25 protein-coding genes and 1 pseudogene are annotated in these 18,579 nt (G+C 57.5%); 17 read left to right on the forward strand and 9 right to left on the reverse strand.

Annotated elements, in window-relative coordinates:
* The first annotated feature begins 9 nt into the window (after positions 1 to 9).
* Positions 10 to 234, forward strand: coding sequence for a hypothetical protein (locus BTHE68_RS35850; RefSeq protein WP_162071054.1), 225 nt, complete (start codon positions 10 to 12; stop codon positions 232 to 234).
* Between the two features lie 333 nt (positions 235 to 567).
* Here BTHE68_RS35850 and BTHE68_RS35855 read toward each other — a convergent pair whose 3' ends face one another.
* From BTHE68_RS35855 to BTHE68_RS35870, 4 genes are all read right to left on the reverse strand, one after another.
* Positions 568 to 1,131 (reverse strand): hypothetical protein, encoded by a 564-nt coding sequence (locus tag BTHE68_RS35855; protein WP_162071055.1) that lies wholly within the window; start codon positions 1,129 to 1,131, stop codon positions 568 to 570.
* Positions 1,132 to 2,010: 879 nt separating this feature from the next.
* The gene (locus BTHE68_RS35860) at positions 2,011 to 2,346 is read right to left on the reverse strand and encodes a hypothetical protein (RefSeq protein WP_162071056.1); all 336 of its coding nucleotides are present in this window, start codon (positions 2,344 to 2,346) and stop codon (positions 2,011 to 2,013) included.
* 105 nt (positions 2,347 to 2,451) lie between these two features.
* A complete protein-coding gene (locus tag BTHE68_RS35865; protein ID WP_232078419.1) occupies positions 2,452 to 3,135 on the reverse strand; it encodes an ATP-dependent DNA ligase in 684 nt (227 codons plus the stop codon).
* Positions 3,099 to 3,290 (reverse strand): hypothetical protein, encoded by a 192-nt coding sequence (locus BTHE68_RS35870; RefSeq protein WP_162071057.1) that lies wholly within the window; start codon positions 3,288 to 3,290, stop codon positions 3,099 to 3,101. The genes BTHE68_RS35865 and BTHE68_RS35870 overlap by 37 nt, the downstream gene beginning before the upstream one ends.
* A gap of 328 nt (positions 3,291 to 3,618) precedes the next feature.
* On the opposite strand from BTHE68_RS35870, the gene BTHE68_RS35875 reads away from it, so the two are divergent.
* The 5 genes from BTHE68_RS35875 to BTHE68_RS35895 all read left to right on the forward strand — a co-directional run bounded on the left by BTHE68_RS35875 (position 3,619) and on the right by BTHE68_RS35895 (position 6,124).
* Complete coding sequence (locus tag BTHE68_RS35875) at positions 3,619 to 4,281, forward strand: hypothetical protein (RefSeq protein WP_162071058.1); 663 nt, start codon at positions 3,619 to 3,621, stop codon at positions 4,279 to 4,281.
* Positions 4,282 to 4,301: 20 nt separating this feature from the next.
* On the forward strand, positions 4,302 to 4,541 hold the full coding sequence (locus BTHE68_RS35880; RefSeq protein ID WP_162071059.1) for a hypothetical protein: 240 nt from the start codon (positions 4,302 to 4,304) through the stop codon (positions 4,539 to 4,541).
* A 696-nt stretch (positions 4,542 to 5,237) separates the two neighbouring features.
* Complete coding sequence (relB, locus tag BTHE68_RS35885) at positions 5,238 to 5,417, forward strand: type II toxin-antitoxin system RelB family antitoxin (RefSeq protein ID WP_162071060.1); 180 nt, start codon at positions 5,238 to 5,240, stop codon at positions 5,415 to 5,417.
* A gap of 50 nt (positions 5,418 to 5,467) precedes the next feature.
* On the forward strand, positions 5,468 to 5,704 hold the full coding sequence (locus BTHE68_RS35890; RefSeq protein ID WP_162071061.1) for a type II toxin-antitoxin system RelE/ParE family toxin: 237 nt from the start codon (positions 5,468 to 5,470) through the stop codon (positions 5,702 to 5,704).
* 114 nt (positions 5,705 to 5,818) lie between these two features.
* Entirely contained in the window at positions 5,819 to 6,124 is a 306-nt protein-coding gene (locus tag BTHE68_RS35895) for a hypothetical protein (RefSeq protein WP_162071062.1), read from the forward strand.
* A 248-nt stretch (positions 6,125 to 6,372) separates the two neighbouring features.
* Here BTHE68_RS35895 and BTHE68_RS35900 read toward each other — a convergent pair whose 3' ends face one another.
* From BTHE68_RS35900 to BTHE68_RS37215, 3 genes are all read right to left on the reverse strand, one after another.
* Positions 6,373 to 6,711, reverse strand: coding sequence for an H-NS histone family protein (locus BTHE68_RS35900; protein WP_162071063.1), 339 nt, complete (start codon positions 6,709 to 6,711; stop codon positions 6,373 to 6,375).
* Positions 6,712 to 6,963: 252 nt separating this feature from the next.
* Positions 6,964 to 7,701: a transglycosylase SLT domain-containing protein gene (locus BTHE68_RS35905; protein ID WP_162071064.1), complete on the reverse strand. Its 738-nt coding sequence runs from the start codon at positions 7,699 to 7,701 to the stop codon at positions 6,964 to 6,966.
* Between the two features lie 120 nt (positions 7,702 to 7,821).
* Positions 7,822 to 7,956, reverse strand: a complete 135-nt coding sequence (locus tag BTHE68_RS37215; RefSeq protein ID WP_286202809.1) for a hypothetical protein — start codon at positions 7,954 to 7,956, stop codon at positions 7,822 to 7,824.
* A 149-nt stretch (positions 7,957 to 8,105) separates the two neighbouring features.
* Between BTHE68_RS37215 and BTHE68_RS35910 the strand changes: the two genes are divergently transcribed.
* The 4 genes from BTHE68_RS35910 to BTHE68_RS37220 all read left to right on the forward strand — a co-directional run bounded on the left by BTHE68_RS35910 (position 8,106) and on the right by BTHE68_RS37220 (position 9,598).
* Positions 8,106 to 8,522 (forward strand): hypothetical protein, encoded by a 417-nt coding sequence (locus BTHE68_RS35910; RefSeq protein ID WP_162071065.1) that lies wholly within the window; start codon positions 8,106 to 8,108, stop codon positions 8,520 to 8,522.
* 77 nt (positions 8,523 to 8,599) lie between these two features.
* The gene (locus BTHE68_RS35915) at positions 8,600 to 8,914 is read left to right on the forward strand and encodes a hypothetical protein (RefSeq protein ID WP_162071066.1); all 315 of its coding nucleotides are present in this window, start codon (positions 8,600 to 8,602) and stop codon (positions 8,912 to 8,914) included.
* Positions 8,915 to 8,967: 53 nt separating this feature from the next.
* Positions 8,968 to 9,327: a dTMP kinase gene (locus tag BTHE68_RS37320; protein ID WP_162071067.1), complete on the forward strand. Its 360-nt coding sequence runs from the start codon at positions 8,968 to 8,970 to the stop codon at positions 9,325 to 9,327.
* The gene (locus BTHE68_RS37220; protein WP_286202810.1) at positions 9,209 to 9,598 is read left to right on the forward strand and encodes a dTMP kinase; all 390 of its coding nucleotides are present in this window, start codon (positions 9,209 to 9,211) and stop codon (positions 9,596 to 9,598) included. Before BTHE68_RS37320 ends, BTHE68_RS37220 begins: the two co-directional genes overlap by 119 nt.
* A gap of 78 nt (positions 9,599 to 9,676) precedes the next feature.
* Here BTHE68_RS37220 and BTHE68_RS35930 read toward each other — a convergent pair whose 3' ends face one another.
* Positions 9,677 to 10,081 (reverse strand): hypothetical protein, encoded by a 405-nt coding sequence (locus BTHE68_RS35930; protein WP_162071068.1) that lies wholly within the window; start codon positions 10,079 to 10,081, stop codon positions 9,677 to 9,679.
* Between the two features lie 321 nt (positions 10,082 to 10,402).
* Positions 10,403 to 10,978, reverse strand: a pseudogene (locus tag BTHE68_RS35935) (transposase); the annotation flags it as partial.
* Positions 10,979 to 11,687: 709 nt separating this feature from the next.
* On the opposite strand from BTHE68_RS35935, the gene BTHE68_RS35940 reads away from it, so the two are divergent.
* The 7 genes from BTHE68_RS35940 (at position 11,688) to BTHE68_RS35970 (ending at position 18,559) form a co-directional block, all read left to right on the forward strand.
* Positions 11,688 to 12,440: a GntR family transcriptional regulator gene (locus tag BTHE68_RS35940; protein WP_162071069.1), complete on the forward strand. Its 753-nt coding sequence runs from the start codon at positions 11,688 to 11,690 to the stop codon at positions 12,438 to 12,440.
* Between the two features lie 233 nt (positions 12,441 to 12,673).
* Positions 12,674 to 13,123, forward strand: a complete 450-nt coding sequence (locus BTHE68_RS35945; RefSeq protein ID WP_162071070.1) for a MerR family transcriptional regulator — start codon at positions 12,674 to 12,676, stop codon at positions 13,121 to 13,123.
* A 246-nt stretch (positions 13,124 to 13,369) separates the two neighbouring features.
* The gene (locus tag BTHE68_RS35950; RefSeq protein ID WP_162071071.1) at positions 13,370 to 14,281 is read left to right on the forward strand and encodes an acetoacetate decarboxylase; all 912 of its coding nucleotides are present in this window, start codon (positions 13,370 to 13,372) and stop codon (positions 14,279 to 14,281) included.
* A 54-nt stretch (positions 14,282 to 14,335) separates the two neighbouring features.
* Positions 14,336 to 15,580 (forward strand): saccharopine dehydrogenase family protein, encoded by a 1,245-nt coding sequence (locus tag BTHE68_RS35955; protein WP_162071072.1) that lies wholly within the window; start codon positions 14,336 to 14,338, stop codon positions 15,578 to 15,580.
* Positions 15,581 to 15,661: 81 nt separating this feature from the next.
* A complete protein-coding gene (locus BTHE68_RS35960; RefSeq protein WP_162071073.1) occupies positions 15,662 to 16,141 on the forward strand; it encodes a MerR family transcriptional regulator in 480 nt (159 codons plus the stop codon).
* 180 nt (positions 16,142 to 16,321) lie between these two features.
* Complete coding sequence (locus BTHE68_RS35965) at positions 16,322 to 17,005, forward strand: type 1 glutamine amidotransferase domain-containing protein (RefSeq protein WP_162071074.1); 684 nt, start codon at positions 16,322 to 16,324, stop codon at positions 17,003 to 17,005.
* Between the two features lie 102 nt (positions 17,006 to 17,107).
* The gene (locus BTHE68_RS35970) at positions 17,108 to 18,559 is read left to right on the forward strand and encodes a coniferyl aldehyde dehydrogenase (RefSeq protein WP_162071075.1); all 1,452 of its coding nucleotides are present in this window, start codon (positions 17,108 to 17,110) and stop codon (positions 18,557 to 18,559) included.
* Positions 18,560 to 18,579 lie beyond the last annotated feature (20 nt).

Below are 18,579 nucleotides of genomic sequence, written 5' to 3' on the forward strand. Positions count from 1 at the left end.
ATCCGAGGAATGACACGAGACGACGCCCGCATCCATTTCGAAGCCGTCGACGAGGCCGCTACCGCTGCAGTAGAAGCAAAGTTTGGCTTTTACGACGTCACTGATCGACGCTGCAACGCGCTTTACAGTGAAGTGCGATCAAACCTGCTCGACGAGCGATTACAGGACATGATGATGGAGGACTTGATGGAGTTCCTCTATCCATCCGGCGACCAATTGCCAACTTTGAACTAAATAGAAGCATATCCGGAAGACTCCTGCGCAAAGGTCTCTCGGATGAATTTCTTTTTGATGGCTGCTCCGTCTACGACCGCGTCGGTTCGTGATTAACCGGGACTGGCTGCGCTCGAAAGCGGGCGCGTATACAGCGTGCAGCGCAGATCGGTGCGTAGGCCAATATTTCCATTGCACCCTGGCGATCCCGAGAAAGGAAGGTTCAAACGCACGAGGCCCAAAGGATCCGGAAGACGCGCTTTTTGCATTTGCCGTTCCGACGCTTGGCCGGCCCCGGTTGGGCGAGGTGATCAGTCAGTGAGACAGCAAGGAAACAAGGGGGAAGCGGCTAGTCTATTGGCGTGTTGCCAATCTATTTGCAAGCTCTTCGAGGCGCTGGGCATCGCCCTGAAGCTTGTCGATGAATTTTGTAGCCTCGTCGCCAAAGCCGAACATCCTGCAGTTGGCATCGTCGGGGAAACAATAGGTCAGCATGCCGTCGTGACTGAAAGCGCCGATATCGGCAAGGACGCTGGCATGTTCGCGTGCATACGCTGGGTCGATAGCCGCGATGCGCTGCTGAATGGCCACGTAAGTTTTGCGGACATCGGAAAGGCTGGCCTGCAAAAATTCAACGCGATCGACGTTGTTGCCGACCCGGATTACTCCCCTCTGATCTTTCCAAGATTCCATAGTCAGAGCCAAGCCCCTCTCTTGCCCGGCGAGGACGGACAAGTCTCTTGCGAGTAAGCCCACGCTGTCGCCGCGAATGCTGGTGTCCAACCGCGAAATTGCGGCGATTAGCGAATCGACAATTTTGTCTACCGGCAGGTTGACGGAAACCGGAGAGGTCGAATCGCAAAAGGCGGCCATCGTTACGATGCTCAATAGAAGTCCGAAAAACAGCCTTGCCACCATATCGAACCTCCCGATTCTCGTTCAGGTTTGACATCGACGGCGCTGAGTATCACCAGCATCGACCTTTAACGTGCGTCGAGGGCGGCAAGCTCGTTGCCTTTACAGATGTCTGTCTCGAAGTGTTGGCTAGTTAGGTAACGCGTAACCGAAGAACTCCGTTGTTGCACCTTTGGAAACCAGGATTCACAGTCGCGATACCGTTTGTACTTGCCCCGGTCCCGTAGTAAATCTTAAACATGCCCGGTACTAACGCTTTCTTTGAAAGGTACCCGATGGGCCTCGTAGCGCCTCCCTTGTGATGATCATTCGGGCTCACCTCCCGATTATTTTGCGTGTCGACACCCGCGAATACCGCAATGAAGTCCTCGGGACTTTGCTGCGCGTCGAAGTCATCGAACGTTTGTCCAAAAGGTTTCGTCTGTCCGTTCAAAAACTGGTTGTGGTCACTAACGTACCCCAAGTTTTGTCCCGATGTGCCTTCGTAAAGCTGCGTGTGCGGTGTGTATGGCATTGTTCTGTCTCCGAGGTGTCGGTTAGCGCCAACGAGCTTTCAACAGCATAGGAACCCTTTAGCGAAATTGAAAGCTCGAGGAAACAAGAACGACATTTCGCCTGGCGGAGTGTCGGCAGGTGCGTACGCGGTGGCGCCTGAACCGTTCCACCGGGCCTCCACAAATGCCCGCATTGCGTCCGGTATCGGGCCTTGAAAGGCAGCAGTTCGGTCGGCAGAAACGGTGCGGAGAGGGTGTTCCGGCTCAATCATTTTCGTGGTCTACCTCCACCCGTGCAGGGTCGCCACACGAGAGGGACCGGTCGGAGGGCGGTGCATCTGAGGCACGGTTGCGGTCCGCTCGCTCACGAACAGCGGGAGGCGGCGTCTTATGCCGGCTTCTTGCAGGCGATCAGCATGGTCCGCATGCGCAACGTCGAAGCAAAGAAGCTAGACGAACCGCTGCCAGCAAAACCGGCACGGTTGCCCGAAATCGAAGCGCCCGCGTTACCCGCGGCAATGTAACCGTCCTCCGCGCTCGCCTGCATAACCTCGTAGCCTCGTGTATTGCAGAGGTCCCCCGCCTTCTCAAGACACATGCCCCAACTCCGGGCGGAGCCTGAGCAGTCGAGCGAGAATGCTTCACGGCCATCTGGCGCGTAGGTATGGGAGGCTGTTGCGCATGCGCCCAAGAGCAGGGGAAAGAGAAAGGCGATCTTCTTCATGGGATGTCCGTTTGCGTATCAGCCTTAATATCGGCCCGGACTCGTGAAGTCTTGAGTCGCCGAACAGCTGCGAAAGACCCAGATGTTCTCTTTGAGCGCCCGCGACTATCGCTTCTCACCCCCGAAACCCAGAGCAGCGGGGCGGCTGTACTCCTGAAACTTCACCTTGATCCAGTCACGCGATCGGCCGCGAGAATAGGGCGCGTCCAATCGCTTAGCCACCATTCCCTCCATGTCGTGCTCCTTGACCTGGTCGAAGACCCATGTGCCGGCACCCACGATGCCCACCGTGTAGATGAGCTGCTGAGTATTCTCGAAGCTGTCGCGCAGGATCAGCTTTCGCTCCGACAAGGGCAGGTGACGGATGTCGCGCTCCCGATCCGCGAGCACGTCGAAAACATACAGGCGAGCGGGGTGTGCGCGCATTGCGGCCCGCACGCGCATCGGGACCTTGGTTACCGCGCGCTTCTGGAGTCGCTCGAACGAAGACCTGCCGTCCCCGTCGTCCACCGTCAGCTCTGCGTCCCAAACGAAATTACCGGGCAGGCTCCATACGGCTTCGACGATATCAGGGAATGAAGCATTTAACGAATTTCCCTGTCGTGAAATGAGATCGACGCGAGCGCCGATATTCCTGACCAGACAGCGGTAGCCGTCGTACTTGAGTTCGAAGAGCCATTCTTCACGCGAGAACGGCTTGCGAACTAGCGTGGCCTGCATCAGGTCATTCGAGTCGATGAGCGGGATCGCGCTCACAGCTTTGCGCTGATGTAGGCGAGTTTCGCCCAAGCGAACGCTTCCTCGCTAACGGTCTTTGGATCGCAGCCACTGGACGCGCAGAAATAGTCGAAGTCCTCGAGCGGCGTGTGCCCGTATTCGTTCGGGGGCAGCGTCCGGACCGCGAGAATGTTCGCAAGAATCTCTTTGGGGTTTCCGTAGCACATGGTAGCTCTCCGTCTGATACTCTCACTAGAGCAAGGCCAGTACCTAAGTTTCGTGCGCTTCCATCCGTGTGTGAGGCCCGACGGAGATGAACATGTCAAACACCAAAGACTTTGCAGTAGATACGAAGAAGGAACTACCTCGGCGGAACGACGAAGCCCAGAGGAAAGGGGATGTCGATCCTGGTCAAGATGTATCCCTCAGCGGAGGCCCAGAGCGACCAACTCCTAGCCCTGACCACGGTGGTAGCGGTGATGGAGTCGGAACAGGAGGCGTGACCAATATTCTAGAAATCGTCCCTGGGCCGAAAAAGCCAGGTGAAATAAGAGCATGCTGCCGGACTGGCTGACGGCTCTCGCCTTGCAATACAAACCCTGGCAACCCTTCATCGTGGGTGGCGTCGGCGCGGTGGTTGCCGTGGGTGGCGCGCTCAAGTGGCTCTACGACATTAGGAAGGCGAGGGCAGAAGCGAAGGATCGCGCAGAAGCCGCAGCAAAGAAACAGAACCTTGTGAAGGTACCGACGCTCACGGAATTGGAAAGCGCGCTCAAGGAATTCGATCAATACGAGAAATTGCGCACTGAGCATCTTCGACGCATCGCCCGCGGCAGAATAACGAATTGGGGAGAGCAAGCGGAACAGTACGCCCGAGAGCAGATGGATCTGACGCCCGTAGCAGCGGTTCTGATTGCCGACAGTTTATTGGTCGGCGCGGTGCGCGACTGGGAGAAAGCAAAGCACATGGGACCTCAACTGGGCTGGGGACCCCTGGTGTTAGTATTTGTCTTTATCGTCATGGTGGTCGGTATACCGTATTTACCGTTGCTGCCTAGGCACGGAGTTCTAATTTATCCTCTGATCCTCTTTGGGCTTTGCGTTTGGTTCGCGCTCCTGCTTTGGTACCTTATCTCTCGGCTGTGGTATGTCCCCCGTCATGGCGCGCATGGCGGTTCAAGGTCACGTCACCGTCGAGACGAAAATGAACACGACTAACCACTAATACGGAGCGGTCGATGGTTAACGTGGATTTGAAGCTGAGCGAAGAGGTCTACCGAGCCCTCGTCATGATCGCCGACGCCTGCAGCCTTGCGCATCAGCGACGCAAGACCACAACCACCCACGGCCCTCTCGACGTGGCGGCATTGCTCACCATGCTCGCCGAGGACGCGGCGTTTCTGCACAGTCGCCCCGGCGGCTGGGAGGCCGCGAACATGGCGATCCTTCTGGCGTCGCACGGCTACGAGGTCGAATGACTACGGCATAATCGCGCGGCCCACGCCGCGCGATTATGCTGCGTGAGAGTCGCTCAGCTCTGACAGACGGCGTTTGTTCGAGCGGCTCCAACCGTGTAGCTGGGCTATGGTGGCGAAAGACGAATGCCGTCAGTAGACGAGGAGCGCAAAAATGATCGGGTGTTTCGAGTGCGCTGCGTGCAGAAAAGTAACGCCGCTGTTCAACGACAAGGATGAACTCAGGTGCTCTATCTGCCAATCAACTGATGGTACATGGCGCTCACCGGAGGATTGTCAAAAGATGCTCGACGCCGGTGTCTATTTCAACATCCTCGCGAAAAAGACGAAACGCCAGAAATAGTGCGTCCGTTCGTTTATGCGATAACTTCTATTATGTCAACCCCCGTGGGAGGCAGACAGCCCGCGATCGCTGGGATCCGGCCGAACTGCTTGCAGCGGTGTGCGCTGTATCGCGCCCAGCGTCATGCGCAAATGGAAAATTTTTTAGTCCCGCTCCGTCACCAAACTACTGGCACCCGGGACATTTCAAAAACTGGGTCAAGAATCTACCCTCCTGTCACCAAGTCAGGGTGACGATGTCACTATGCCACAACTAAGCCACGCTGAGATCCGGACGCCAACGGCGATATACGATTAGTTGCATTCTCGTGGCGTTCTGTCATTCACACTCTCTCAAACTCCCTTATACTGACCGTCATGAGCACATCCCTTTCGCCCATCGAGTCGGAATTCGACACCGAGGAACAGGCCGCTTCCCATGACCGCTGGTTTCGCGCCAAGGTCCAAGAAGCGCTCGATGACCCGCGCCCGCTCGTGCCGCACGATGAAGTCGTGGCCGACATCCGCAAGACCATCGCTAACGCCAAACCGCGGTGAGTCTGCGGATCCTCTGGACCGAAAGAGCACGCGAAGAGTTGCGCGAGCGCATGGCCTTCATCGCGCAGCGCAGCCCCATTGCTGCCACCAAACTCTTCGATCAGATCCTCGACTCCGTGGTCCCGGCGTCCGAGCACCCCTATCTTTTTCGTGAAGGCCGCGTGGCCGGCACGCGCGAGATCGTGGCCCATCCGAACTACATCGTCATCTATCGCGTCATCGTTGATGCGATCGTCGTCGTGCAGGTATTGCACGCTCGCGAGGAGTACCCGCCTCTGAAGTCGTAGTACCCATCTCCTGTTTCACGATAGAAGCCCATCTGCCAGCCGACCGGATTCATTGCCCGACGAAAGGCCTGATTATCCGCATTGACTATGCTTCATAAGCCAAGGGGTTTGTTCGTGTATGTCTCAATAGCCGTCGTCATTATCATCGTCCTCGTGCTCCTCCTCTTGTTTAACGGTCGCGGCAAAGAAATAGAAGGACTCCGACAGAGGATCGACGAGCTCGAATCGACGGTCGAAGAGTTGCAGTCAGGCCTATCCCAGCAAGCCGACAGGCTGAATACACTCCAAGAGGTTGATCGACGTCTCTCCAATTTGGAGATCATCGTAACGAGCGAAGCGGACGAAACAGTTGGCGAGAGCGGCGAGAAAGACATCGCAAATCTGACAATTCCCGCGTGCCTGATGCGAGATAAAGACTGATCAGGCCGAGACCTTTCTCATGCTGTCGATCGCCAATTGTATTGCTCGCACGACGTGGTTTCTTCTCGACCGCATCCGATAAGAATCCCAACGTGAATCTCAACGGGAAAATCCAGCAAGCGCCTACCCTCCGGGCCCCCGACAGCGCGAAGCCGGCCGACGCCTATGGTCTCGCTAACCGTTAAACGCGTCATGAGCAAGGCCCAGAACCGTGAGGGTGTCTGGGCCGCAGACGGCCGATCTGGCGATTAGTCAGCGATCAAGAAACGGTCGCGCTTCTTACCTTTAATCCAGAAAGGCTCTCGGCCGCGACCACTCCAGGTCGTCCCGGTCTTTGGATCCCGATACTTTGCTGCGACCGCCGCCGTTTTCTTTACGACCCAAAGGGCCTTCTTCTTGGCCGGCCGGCCTCGTTGTGCAGACGCCAGACCAACGTCCTCGGCAGTCAGACCGTGTGCTTCCATGATCGCTTGAGTCAGCGCGATCGCCTTTGCGCGAATCTCCTCTGCCAACGTTGCTTGTTTCGCCTCCAGAGCCACGAGTTCGCCCTCCATCTTCTCAATCCTGCTTTCCTCGCGCGTTGCCATGCTCGCCCCTTAACAAGTTATCAGACGTGGGCATTGTACAAGCATCGTCGCCTCGCTCACCGTTTGCGAAGTAGGGGATTCTAGAAAATTACAGACACATATCACCGACTCGAATCCATCCAGGAATCAAGAGGCGAACCCAATTGTGTCGAAGCAAATCAGCCGCCGAATAGAAAGAGATTCAATACACATCACGACGGCAAAGACTCTTCTCGCGGCATAAAGGTCCGGGACTCAGTCCCGGACCGAGCCTTAAGCTGTGCACCCAATGGCAGCGAGATTGGATTTCCGAGGAGCCGGCGGCGCTTCATCGAAATACGTCGAGTACTTGACGCGTCGGGTGAACATGACGTTCTGGGGATACGAACGGTTCACGCAGAAGAACGACTGGCCGTAACCCGCAGCCTTGACCTTCGCTTTCAGGCTGTGCGTCTCGACGTTGCCGAACCAACGTTTCGGGTCACAGCCGTCGACCGTCGCGCAAAGCCGACGATCCTGCAGCACCCCTCCCAACCCCCCGTTGTAAGCACTGAGCGTCATCGCCAAACGCTCGGTCGGGTCCGGTACGAACCGCGTCAACGACCGGTAGGCCGAACGATCCATCAGCACCAGCGTGCGCAGCTGCCGGCGCGGATCGTAGCGATCGGCGAAATTCCACTCTTGCAGCGATTTGTCGAGCTTGCGCGCCTCCGCGAAGTTGTCGAACTTGGAGGTTACTGTTAGCTGGCTGAGACCGAATCCAACTTCTCTTGATGTCTTCAGCTCAGCACGCGGGTTCCAGCACTTGGCCGACTTCAAGCTGGCGCACGTCTCCTGTTCGACTTGCGCAGCAAGCGCCGAGCGTAGTGGCACATCCGACCAGAAGCTGCTTTGCTCAGCCTTCAATACGAGGAGGTATTGCACGGCCCCAGGCGGTAACTCCGCAGCGGTTGCGCGCGCAGAGAACGCCATGAACAACATACCGGTCAGCAGCGCCAACGCGAGGAACACGAGGCCCGCACCGATCGGATGCTCTAGCGCGCGCCGATATGCCTCGCGAGACCGTGCGCCATCCATCAATGCGCGCCGCAGAACGTAGACGGGCCCCGCGAGAACCACGACCCAAGCCAATCACTGAAGCCGCATCAGCGTGTCAGCGCCACCGTCCGGGTCGTTCTTCCAGAACCAAAACACCGTCAGTAGTGCGGCCAACACGAACACGTGAAGCCGCAGACTGCGAACATATTTCATCAAATCGTTTTTCATCAGACCACTCCTATTAATACAGGTCGCTTCAAAGCACCTGAGCTCCTCTGGCAGGCCGCCATAGGCACATAGGAATTAGTTTTCACGACCGCCACACATCTAGTGTGGTTCATACGCAGTACTACGCTTAATCAATAAGGAAAAAGGCCATGTTCACGAAACTCTTCTCCGCTCGCAAACAAACCAAGATCGGCGACTTGCAGATCCTCTTCTTCGTCGACGCCGCACCCCACGGCTCACACGGCAAGATCCGCGTGTCGCATCGCAAGCTCGGACTTGTCGAGCGCGCCGTGAACTGGGTCGCAGTCGGTGTCACCACCGCGCCGGAACCTACCCCGAGTCTGCTGGAACACATCTGGCGAGAAGCATATGCGCAAGGCTACGTTCCGCACACGCTGGTTGGTTGCCTCGAAGACAACTTGCCGGTAGCCGCTCCGGCTGAAGACGCTGTTCCAGAGCGCGGAGTTCCGGCGGTGTTCCGCCAAGCCCACGCGAATGTCATCGGGCACAAGTCGCTCGGTTTTGACAACGCTATGCGATTGGCTGCTGCCCAGTCCGCAGCTTAAAACGAAGACCGAGTTTAGGGCGCAGCGGCGCCCTCTTTCTTATACAACGACACATTGCTTAACACGAGGCACTCCACATGCGTATGCGTGAACTCTTCAGGTCTATGTTGATGGGCCTCTATGACCCGCGCGTTCAACTCTGCGTCGCGCGTGACATGACCCACGATCGCGCTCATGGCGTCATCCACAGCACTGGCCCAACGGGGCAGAGCGAGAAGCGGACGTTCCTCGTCGACCGACCGAAGCTTTTGTCGCGGCCCTCTCCCGAGGTTCTCGAACAGGTCTTCCATCAAGCGACAGCGCTCGGGTTTAACCCACGGCACATCGAGATTTTCGTTGGACGGCGGCGCAAGGTTTATAGCGGACCGGAGACGCTGGTCTTCGCGCAGTAATGCACCACCCATCAAGAGAGCCTGCGGGCTCTTTTTTTTTATTCCGCCGAGACATGAAAAGCAATAAAGGAAAGCTGGTCACGCTTGAGGGCGTGGACGGCGCCGGTAAGTCTTCCAGCGTTCAGTTCATCAAGGACGTGCTGGAGGGACTCGGCTATCACATCGTCGTAACTCGTGAACCAGGTGGGTGCGCGCTCTCGGAAGAGATCCGCGCGATGGTCTTGAGGCGACCGATGTCGCTAGACCGAACTCTTACTCTTCGCAGCAGCACGGGCCGAGCATCTCGAGGAAACGATCTACCCGGCAATCGTACGTGGCGACATCGTGCTGTGCGACAGATTCGCCGATTCCACGTATGCCTATCAGGGCTGGGGGCGTGGCGCGCCGCTTGGGAAAGTCATGCGTCTGGATGACCTCGTGCTCGAGGGATTTCAACCGGACCACACACTGTTCTTCGATATCACACTCGAAGAATCCGAACGCAGGCTACAACTTCGACCTGGCACGCAAGACCGCTTCGACGCCGCTGAGCGCGCGTTCAGGCGGCGTGTCTGGCAAGGCTATCAGCAGCGCTTTCGCCACCACCCGGGGCGAATGGTGCGAGTGGATGCTATGCAGGACCACGATGGGGTGCGAGCACAACTCCTCACGTGGGTGCACGAGACGTTTCCTGCAATCCGCTAACCATTCTCAATTCCCTCTGAACCATGGCACGAAGAAAGATCAACGCCGTTACGCCGCCGGCAATCTCCCGCTTGGCGATCATCGGTGAGTTCCGAATGGCGTCGCAAGGACCGCCTCCTCGCCATAGACGCATTCAAGCAGCTTCAAGACGAACTCCGCAAACTTCAGGCGATTTCCCGCGACGAACTTGTTCTGTTGTGTGCCCATATCCGCGACGATCCTTCCGTCGAGCGGTGCAATTTCCTTCAAGCGCGCAAGGAGCACGCCGATGTCTTCGTCGGCTTCAACCGGCTGAGTGTATCTCGCAAAAATTCGCGTGAAGAGAAAGCGGATTGCGCCGAGATAGCGTTGGAAGTCGGCGTCACCGGCCAGCAAACCCGGCATCACGATGATTCCGTGTTGCGCGTAGCATTCCCCGAGCTCGTCGAGGTGACTGGCGATATCAGCCGGCTTGAGTCCCGGAAATTCCCATGGTTGCCGCATAGTCCACTCTCACGAAATAAATGACGCAATTATGAGTCGCGTGCCGGAACGGCGATTTGTCTAGCGTCAACTAGACCGACGACGTCGAAAGAAATACCGCCCTAAGCGGGGTCGACTTGATTCTCATGCAAATTCCGGGTTAGCGCGGTCCAGCTCTGACAAGGCTTCGTCTTCTGGCACTAAAATAATCCGTTTATAAATCAGACCCCTGCTGTCTACCACAAAATGCGTTGCGAGGACGTCTCCGATCACGGAGACGCATGGGCGAGAGGGCATACTAACGGGTCGGGCCTGGATATTCGTTTTGCGTCGTACGGGCACTTATGCGGCGAAGGACAGTACGGCTGAGTGTTTGAGTAAAGCGAGAAGGACGAGGGCGCAATAAAACCGCAGCTTTCTGAGGATCATGCGTAGGTTGTGGCCGGCACCGCACAGCACCGCGTGAATCGCGTCGCCGAGGGTGCCTTTGAGCCAGTTCCGATCGAGTTTTCCGTCCGCCTTCATGTGGCCGATGGCGGGCTCGATCGCACTGCCCCTTCGGATCATCGCTCGCATGCCGCGCGTAATACCGCGCCTCAATCCCGGGTGATAGATCTTTACGCCGTCGACAGCCACTCCCTTGTAGCCACGATCAACGATGGCGACTTCCGGCTTCACGTCGCTCAGGATCAATGCCTGCTCCAATGCCTCGGCCAGCGTGTGGCCGTCGTAGGGATTTCCGGCCATCGCGACACCGGCTTCACCCAGACGCTTCCTCCAACGCGTGAGGCTCGACGGGTCGATCGGCGGCTCAGTCTGCAGATACGTCTCGCCCGTGATGACCTGCCAATATGGGTTCTCCACCCATTGCCACACGATCTCTTCGTCGGACAGGTCAAACGCATGTTGAAGATACAACTAAAAATGCAGGAATCAAGCGTTAATATGCCTTCTTCCTGCAATTCGCTCAACATGGTTTGGGGTGCAACGCCTTATCGCGTAAGGCTCTGAGAATTGTTCAGGGTCGACTAACGAGGCGCGCTGATTGCCGGCACACGTAGACGCACCTCGAACCAAGCTTGGAGGGAGGCCGCTCGTATAGCCCGCGGGAGACACGAAGCTTCCACGTAAATTGATGTCCTGCATATTTGTGACCGCGGCACTTGTGAGTCGATCCGGTGCGGGCGATTTCATTCCGGAGGCGTGTAGTGGCTCGAGCGCATGCCACGTATGTCGCGTTCCACGCCACCAGCAAATTCGCAAACATTGTCAGAGTAGAAGAACTTGACTGCCAGCGAATCTTGTCGCCGCGTCGACGGGGCGGATGGCCTTCGCCATCGACCGGCTTTTGTGATTACGATTCTCAGTTATCGACAGGTGCGAAGAATCTAGCCGCCTCAGCCGCCCTAGAGCCTCCGCGTCTCGTGCGGCAAACCTCCCAACCCTTCCATCGATACCCAAATATACGTTTGCAAACGCTTGCTGCTTCAACGATCCGACCAACTGCACTTTTCCACATATACTATGTAGTATGATATTCAGTCGATAAGCTTCTGCCCAAGATTTTAATAGATAGCCCGATGAATTGGGGATTAACACGAAGGACGCCGCGAAAGAACGGAGACATATGAAGAACAAGAATTTTTTCAATATCTATCAATCCCGCGTGGTGGATAATCCCGTTAAACACGAGTATTTGAAGGAAGTATTCATCGCGGCGATCGAAGATGGATTTTGGAAAGACGGAGACAAACTGCCAACGGAGCAGGAGATGTCTCAGATGGTCCCCTTTAGTCTTGGCACCATTCAGAAGGCTGTAGGCTCACTAGTCAATGAGGGTTATGTCGAGAGGAAGAGAGCGCTGGGAACTTTCGTCATCCCTCGGGAAAAACGGCTGGGCGAGCCATGGATCTACCAAGTCCTCTCGTCGGACGGGACAAGATTCATTCCGATGACGAGTACGGTAATACGTCGGGTACAAATCGAATCCGATGACAGCTGGGCGCGCTGGCTATGCGGCGCTGGCGACGATCGCAATATCATTCGCCTTGATCGGAAAATCGATGCGGAAGATCACTCATTCATAAGTCATTACTTCGCGGACGCAACCCGCTTTCCTTATTTCGCCGAGATACCGCTGGACGATCTCGAGAGCGAAAATTTCGTGAGGTTAACTAAAACAGTCTACAAAGTTTCCGCGACAAAAATCGTACACACGGTCAAGGCCGACATTCTCCCCAAGACCGTGTCGGATGCGCTGCAACTTCCAAGCAGGACGTATGGAGCCCACATAGAGATAATGGGTAGCAGTTCTCGCGGGGAGCCGGTTTTTTATCAGCGGTTGTATCTTCCGTCGGGTGGCCCACGTTTGTACCTTTGAAGAAAAACGACCGGAAGTGACGTAACTAGCTTCCGTCGCGACCGTTACCGGGTTGAATCGGGGCTGCGTCGGGCATGTTTTTCCTCCATTAGTGGCGTTGGCGATGCTGTATGGAATAGTAGAACGGCTGAGGTGCGCTTGCCCGCGACCCGCTTCACCGAACCGTGTCGCCAACCGTGACACACTGTAGGATTAAAGTTAACCTTACTGTCACTGCTTTTTTCAGGTGCCGTATGAGGATTGGAGAACTGGCAAAGCTCAGCGGGTTGACGGCCTCGCGCATCCGCTTTTACGAGAGCGCCGGATTGATCTCCGCGGTCGAGCGCAAGGCGAATGGTTATCGCGATTACCCTCCTGAGACGGTGTCGATGCTGGAAATCATCGCTAGCGCGCAGGGTGCGGGATTTTCGCTCGATCAGATCCGCCATCTGCTGCCGAACGGCTCGGGCAACTGGCAACATGATGAATTGCTCGAAGCCCTGAGGCGGAAGGTTGCAGAGATCGAGGACATGCAAAAGCGCCTCAAAGAAAATAGGGCGCATCTGCTCGCGGCGATCAAGAGCATAGAAAATCGGCCACTGGATTTGACGTGTTCTGACAGGAAGAAATGGGTGTTAGAGCGCCTGCGCGAAGACGGCGTTGTACCAGCGCCGGGCAAGTCTCGTCCTTCCACCGCAAAATGACGGCCCGTAGCGGAAAACTGTTCCAAAATAGTTTGTAAATTTCTTAAGGCGCTTACTTCGCGCAGATGCCTTCAGCACTTGCTTCGCCAGCACCGCCTAGAGGAAGGGCCGAGCACGCGCTGCGATATGCATATCTAGACGCTTGACCTTCAAGTTGAGTTCAACCTTAAAGTGATGGCTGCCGGGCGCTTTGGCGGAGTGTCTCGGGCACAAGATGCCAGGTTACTCATTGAGAAAGGTCAACGAATGGATAGGCGACATACACTGGTCGAATTCGGGCCGCAGCAGGTCGAAGTGCCCGCAGGGGGATATTATGACCGCTTCCGAATGAACCCCGACCTTGATGAGGTCGCCCGGGACCCTGCCGCGGGGAACATCGATTTTTTCCGGCGGATTCCAAAGCAACTGGTTGCTTCGCGTGTGGGTCCGACCTGGGCCCCCAATTTCTACTATCGCGCAAGCAGTATCCAGGTGCTGTTCCTCGCACCTATGCCCCGGCTTAGGTCGATGCTACCGACGCCCCTCGAGCCACTGCGTGCGTTCCCAGGCTACGGGCTCTTAGCGCTGACTTTCTTTTCGTATGCCGTTTGCGATAACGACCCGTACGACGAAGTTTCCATCGCGATCGTGATCCGTCGTCCCGGCGCGCATGGACCCCATATGCTGGAGCTACTCAACTCCATGCGACGACGAAATTTCTTCGCGCACGTGTTGGCATTGCCCGTTACCACGGAAATCGCACGCGTACGCGGCCTGTACGGGTATCAGTTGCCCAAGTGGCGCACCGCAATCGAAGTGAACATCGACGCCGACGTACGGGCTCAAATAGCCGGCCCGGGCGGCACGCCAGACCTTACCCTGAGCGCGCCGCTTCCGGCCTTGCGCAATGTCGTGCCTCAGTCGCATATGGCAATGACGACTACGATCAACATGATTGATGGGCAATGGCATCAGACGGCGGTCCAGACCAACATGTTGTCGTTCGCTCAACGACTTCTTCCGCGGGACATACAGCTATTGCGAAGCGGCGGCCCCTTGACCCAGTTGCTGAAGGGTTTGGGTGCCTCGAGAATCCTTCGTCTGGACGTGGTCAAGGACGCGCAAATGGTGTTGAATCTGCCAACACCGTTGAAGACGTTCGATTGTCCAGGAAATTGAACGTAATCGTATGAATTCTAGCTCCTCGAGAAGCAGCCCCGCAAGGAAGCATCCATGAGCACTCCAGACTATGACGTGGTCGTATTTGGAGCCACCAGCTTTGTAGGCCACATCTTGGCGCGATATCTTGCCGAATACTTCTCGGGCCAGGTCGAAACGCTTAGTTGGGCCATCGCGGGCCGATCCGCAGCGAGGCTCAACGATGTCAAGCGCTCGCTGGGCGGGGTGGGGCAGTCTCTGCCCATCATTGTGGCGGACGCCGCGAATGAGAGCCAGTTGCGCGCTATGTGCGCGCAGACCCGGGTGATCGTATCGACCGTCGGCCCATATGCGCATTATGGTGAACTGCTGATCAAGGTTTGCGTAGAAAGCGGCATTGACTACTGCGATCTCACTGGCGAGACCCAGTGGATCAAACGAATGATCGAAAAATATGAGTCCAGGGCTCAAGAGTCGGGGGCACGCATCGTGCATTGCTGTGGCTTCGATTCGGTGCCCTCCGACATGGGGGTCTGGTTCCTGCAGCGACAAGCAATGCAAGAATTCGGTGCACCGGCAACCCAAGTCAAGATGCGGGTCAAGACACTCAAGGGCGGGGCATCAGGCGGCACAGTCGCCAGTCTGATCAACGTCGTCAAGGAGGCGGCTGCCAACCCGTCCTTACGAAAGGAACTCGCCAATCCCTACGCGCTCTGCCCCAAAGGACATGGTTTTCAGACGCGCCAACACAATGTCAAGTCCGCGGAGTTTGATTCCGCTTTCGGGTCATGGGTCGCCCCCTTCGTGATGGCGGCCATCAACGAGCGTGTGGTGCATCGCTCCAATGCCCTCTCTGGCAACGCCTATGGCGGCCGGTTTACCTATGACGAAGCCATATTGACCGGCACAGGCCTGAAGGGTCGCCTGAGTGCGCTGGCCACCGTGGCCGGGCTGGGAGCGTTCATGGCGGCCATCGTCACCGGCCCGGTTCGCAGCATGATGCAACGCTTCCTCCTGCCGCAACCCGGCGAAGGCCCAAGCCCTGAGGCACAGTTGGCAGGCCGTTACGACTTACGGTTTTTCGGGCGCACGGATGACGGCCAGGCGTTGCGCATCAAAGTGACTGGGGATCGCGATCCGGGCTATGGCTCAACCGGCAAGATGCTGGGTCAGGCGGCCATCAGTCTTGCGAGGGACCTCGTCAAGGACGGCGCCAAGGTTGGGCGTGCGGGCGGCTTCTGGACACCGGCCACGGTATTCGACGAGCGCTTCATCGAGCGTCTGAGGCGCCATGCAGGCTTACTTTTCGAGCGGATCTGATACCCCATGTAGTTGGGACTCGACTCGGCGTGGAAATGCAATTGAAGGCCAGCTTCGGTGAGGGTAAGGAGTATCCAAATCGTGAAGATCGGTGAATTGGCAGCACGCACGGGCATTGCTGCGTCGCGCATTCGCTTCTATGAGGGCATAGGGCTGTTAGAGGTTCAACGCCAGTCGAACGGCTACCGGATTTATCCGCCCGAGGCGGTGCTCATGCTCGACCTGATCGGGGCGGCGCAACAGGCCGGCTTCAGTCTCGACGAGATTCGCATGTTGCTACCGCCCGATTTGACGCAATGGAAGCACGGCACGCTGGTCGAAGCGCTGCGTAGCAAGGTGCGGGACATTGAGGCGATGGAGGTACGGCTCGCGAAAAGCAAGCAACACCTCGTTACGCTTCTGGACGAAATCGAGGCGAAGCCTGAGGAAATCGACTGCGCTACCAACGCAAAGAGGCTGTTGTCCCGGATGCAGTCGGGGGAATTGAAACGCGCGACAGCCACGGACGACACCACGAAACGTCACAGGACGAGCCGGCGCCGGTCGGTCAAAGTCCGTTAGCGGTGCAGGCGATAGGCGATCATGCCATCGTAGATGCCCTCTCGACCCTACTGGATGCGCCGCTGGCCAGAGACTCTTCATCAACCGATCCAAATCTCGAAACGCCTTGACATTCAGCTTTACTTTAACGATATGGTTTCCTCTGCAGCTTCCGGTGGCAGATCGAAAGGGAAATACAACTTGACCAAGCGCGTACTTCACGTTGTCAGCAACGTCGCCAACTATGCGGACCGGGCTGAGCCGACTGGCCTCTGGCTATCCGAGCTGACCCATGCCTGGCATGTCTTCGCTGAAAAAGGCTACGATCAACGTCTCGTGAGCCCGAAGGGCGGCGTCTCGCCCCTGGAGCCTCGCTCGCTCAAATGGCCGCTAGCCGATGCTTCGGTGAAGGAGTGGCTGAACGATAAGGATCGCCAGACGCTTCTGGCGACGACTGCGCGCCCCGACCAGATCAATCCGGCGGTGTTTGATGCGATCTATTTCACCGGCGGACACGCCGTCATGTGGGACTTTCCCGATGATGCGAACTTGCATCGGGTCACACGGGAGATCTACGAGCGCGGCGGCGTAGTCTCGTCCGTCTGCCACGGCTACTGCGGCTTGCTCAACGTGAAGCTCTCCGACGGCAAGCTTCTCGTGGCCGAGCGGCGAATCACCGGCTACTCATGGGTGGAGGAAGTGCTCGCAGGCGTCGCAAGCAAAGTCCCCTACAACGCCGAGGAGGAGATGATGCGGCGCGGCGCGCTCTACGAAAAGGCCCTGCTGCCGTTCGTCTCGAAGGTCGTCACAGATGGGCGGCTAGTGACCGGTCAGAACCCGCAGTCCGCCAGGGCAACAGCGGAGCAAGTTGCGGCATTGTTATGACGGCCGGCAAGCGGCCGACGTTACATATCCATTGCACAGCCTGCCATCCACGATGATCAAATTGACGGCATTTACGTTTAGATGCTCTCCGTGAGGTACACGATGACCATCCCCGCAGAGCCCATTCACGGCATCGACGCGGCCGATTTGCTAGGAGTTCAGCGCAGCGCCTTCCTCAAAGCGGGGCCGCCAGATCTCGCTCAGCGCAAGGCGCGGCTCGCCCGGCTGCGCGCGGTAGTCCTTAGGTATCGCAGCGAGGTGAAAGAGGCGATTAGCGCCGATTTCGGGCATCGCTCATATCACGAGACGGACATCATGGAACTGGTCGGCGTGGTCCAGTCGATCGACTACTTGACGCAAAATCTGCGCCGGTTCATGAAGCGCGAACGGCGGCACGTCGAGATCTTCTACCAGTCCGGCCGGGCGTGGGTCGAATACCAGCCGAAGGGCGTGGTCGGGGTGATGGCGCCGTGGAACTACCCGTTTTCATTGACGTTCATTCCCCTTGCGACAGCGCTCGCGGCCGGCAACCGCGTGATGCTCAAGCCATCGGAGCTGACGCCGCGCACCAGCGAGGTCATCCGGCGGATGCTCGCTGAAATCTTCTCAGCGGACGAAGTGGCCGTCGTGCTGGGCGGGCCGGAAGTCGGCGCTGCGTTCAGCAGCTTGCCGTTCGACCATCTGGTGTTTACGGGCAGCACGCAGGTCGGCCGCAAGGTCATGAAGGCGGCCAGCGACAATCTGGTGCCGGTTACGCTCGAGCTGGGTGGCAAGAGCCCGGCCATCGTTGCACGCGGCCACGTCGACGAGCGAACCATGGGCAGCATCGTCTTCGGCAAGCTCTCGAACAGCGGTCAGACCTGCGTCGCGCCTGACTATGCGCTCGTCCACGAAGACGACCTTGAGACCTTCGTCACGCAGTTCAATGCAACGGTGGCCCGATGCTATCCGGAGGGGCCCACTAGCAAAGACTACACCTCGATCGTCAGCGACAGACATTACGAGCGCCTTGTCGGCCTCGTCGCAGATGCCAGGCGCCAAGGTGCACGACTGGTCGAAGCGGGCGTCAGGCCGGAGAGTGCCACAGCGCGAGTGCGCACACTTGCACCGACGTTGGTTATCGGGGCCAGCGATGCAAGCGCCATCATGCAGGAGGAGATTTTCGGCCCGATCTTGCCGGTACGCACTTATCAAAGCATGAACGAGGTCATCGACTACGTGAACGCCCGCCCGCGTCCACTCGTTCTCTACTATTTTGGCAACGAGGACCAGGCGTGTGAGACGCTGCTCAAGCGGACGACCTCTGGCAACACCGGCATCAACAACACGCTCCTGCACGTGGCCCAGGATGACCTGCCTTTCGGCGGAGTTGGGCCAAGTGGGATGGGGGCCTATCATGGCATCGAGGGCTTTCGCGCGATGAGCCACGCCAAAGGGGTCTTTGTTCAGGGCCGGTGGAATTTTCCAACCCTGCTGCGTGCGCCGTTCGGAAAGCTTGTAGATCTTGCTTTGGCGGTGGTTCTTCGACGGGCGAAGCGACCACCCCCTCATTGAACGCAGTACCGAAACTCTGA

The organism is Burkholderia sp. THE68 (genome assembly GCF_009938265.1).
Taxonomy (GTDB): Bacteria; Pseudomonadota; Gammaproteobacteria; order Burkholderiales; family Burkholderiaceae; genus Caballeronia.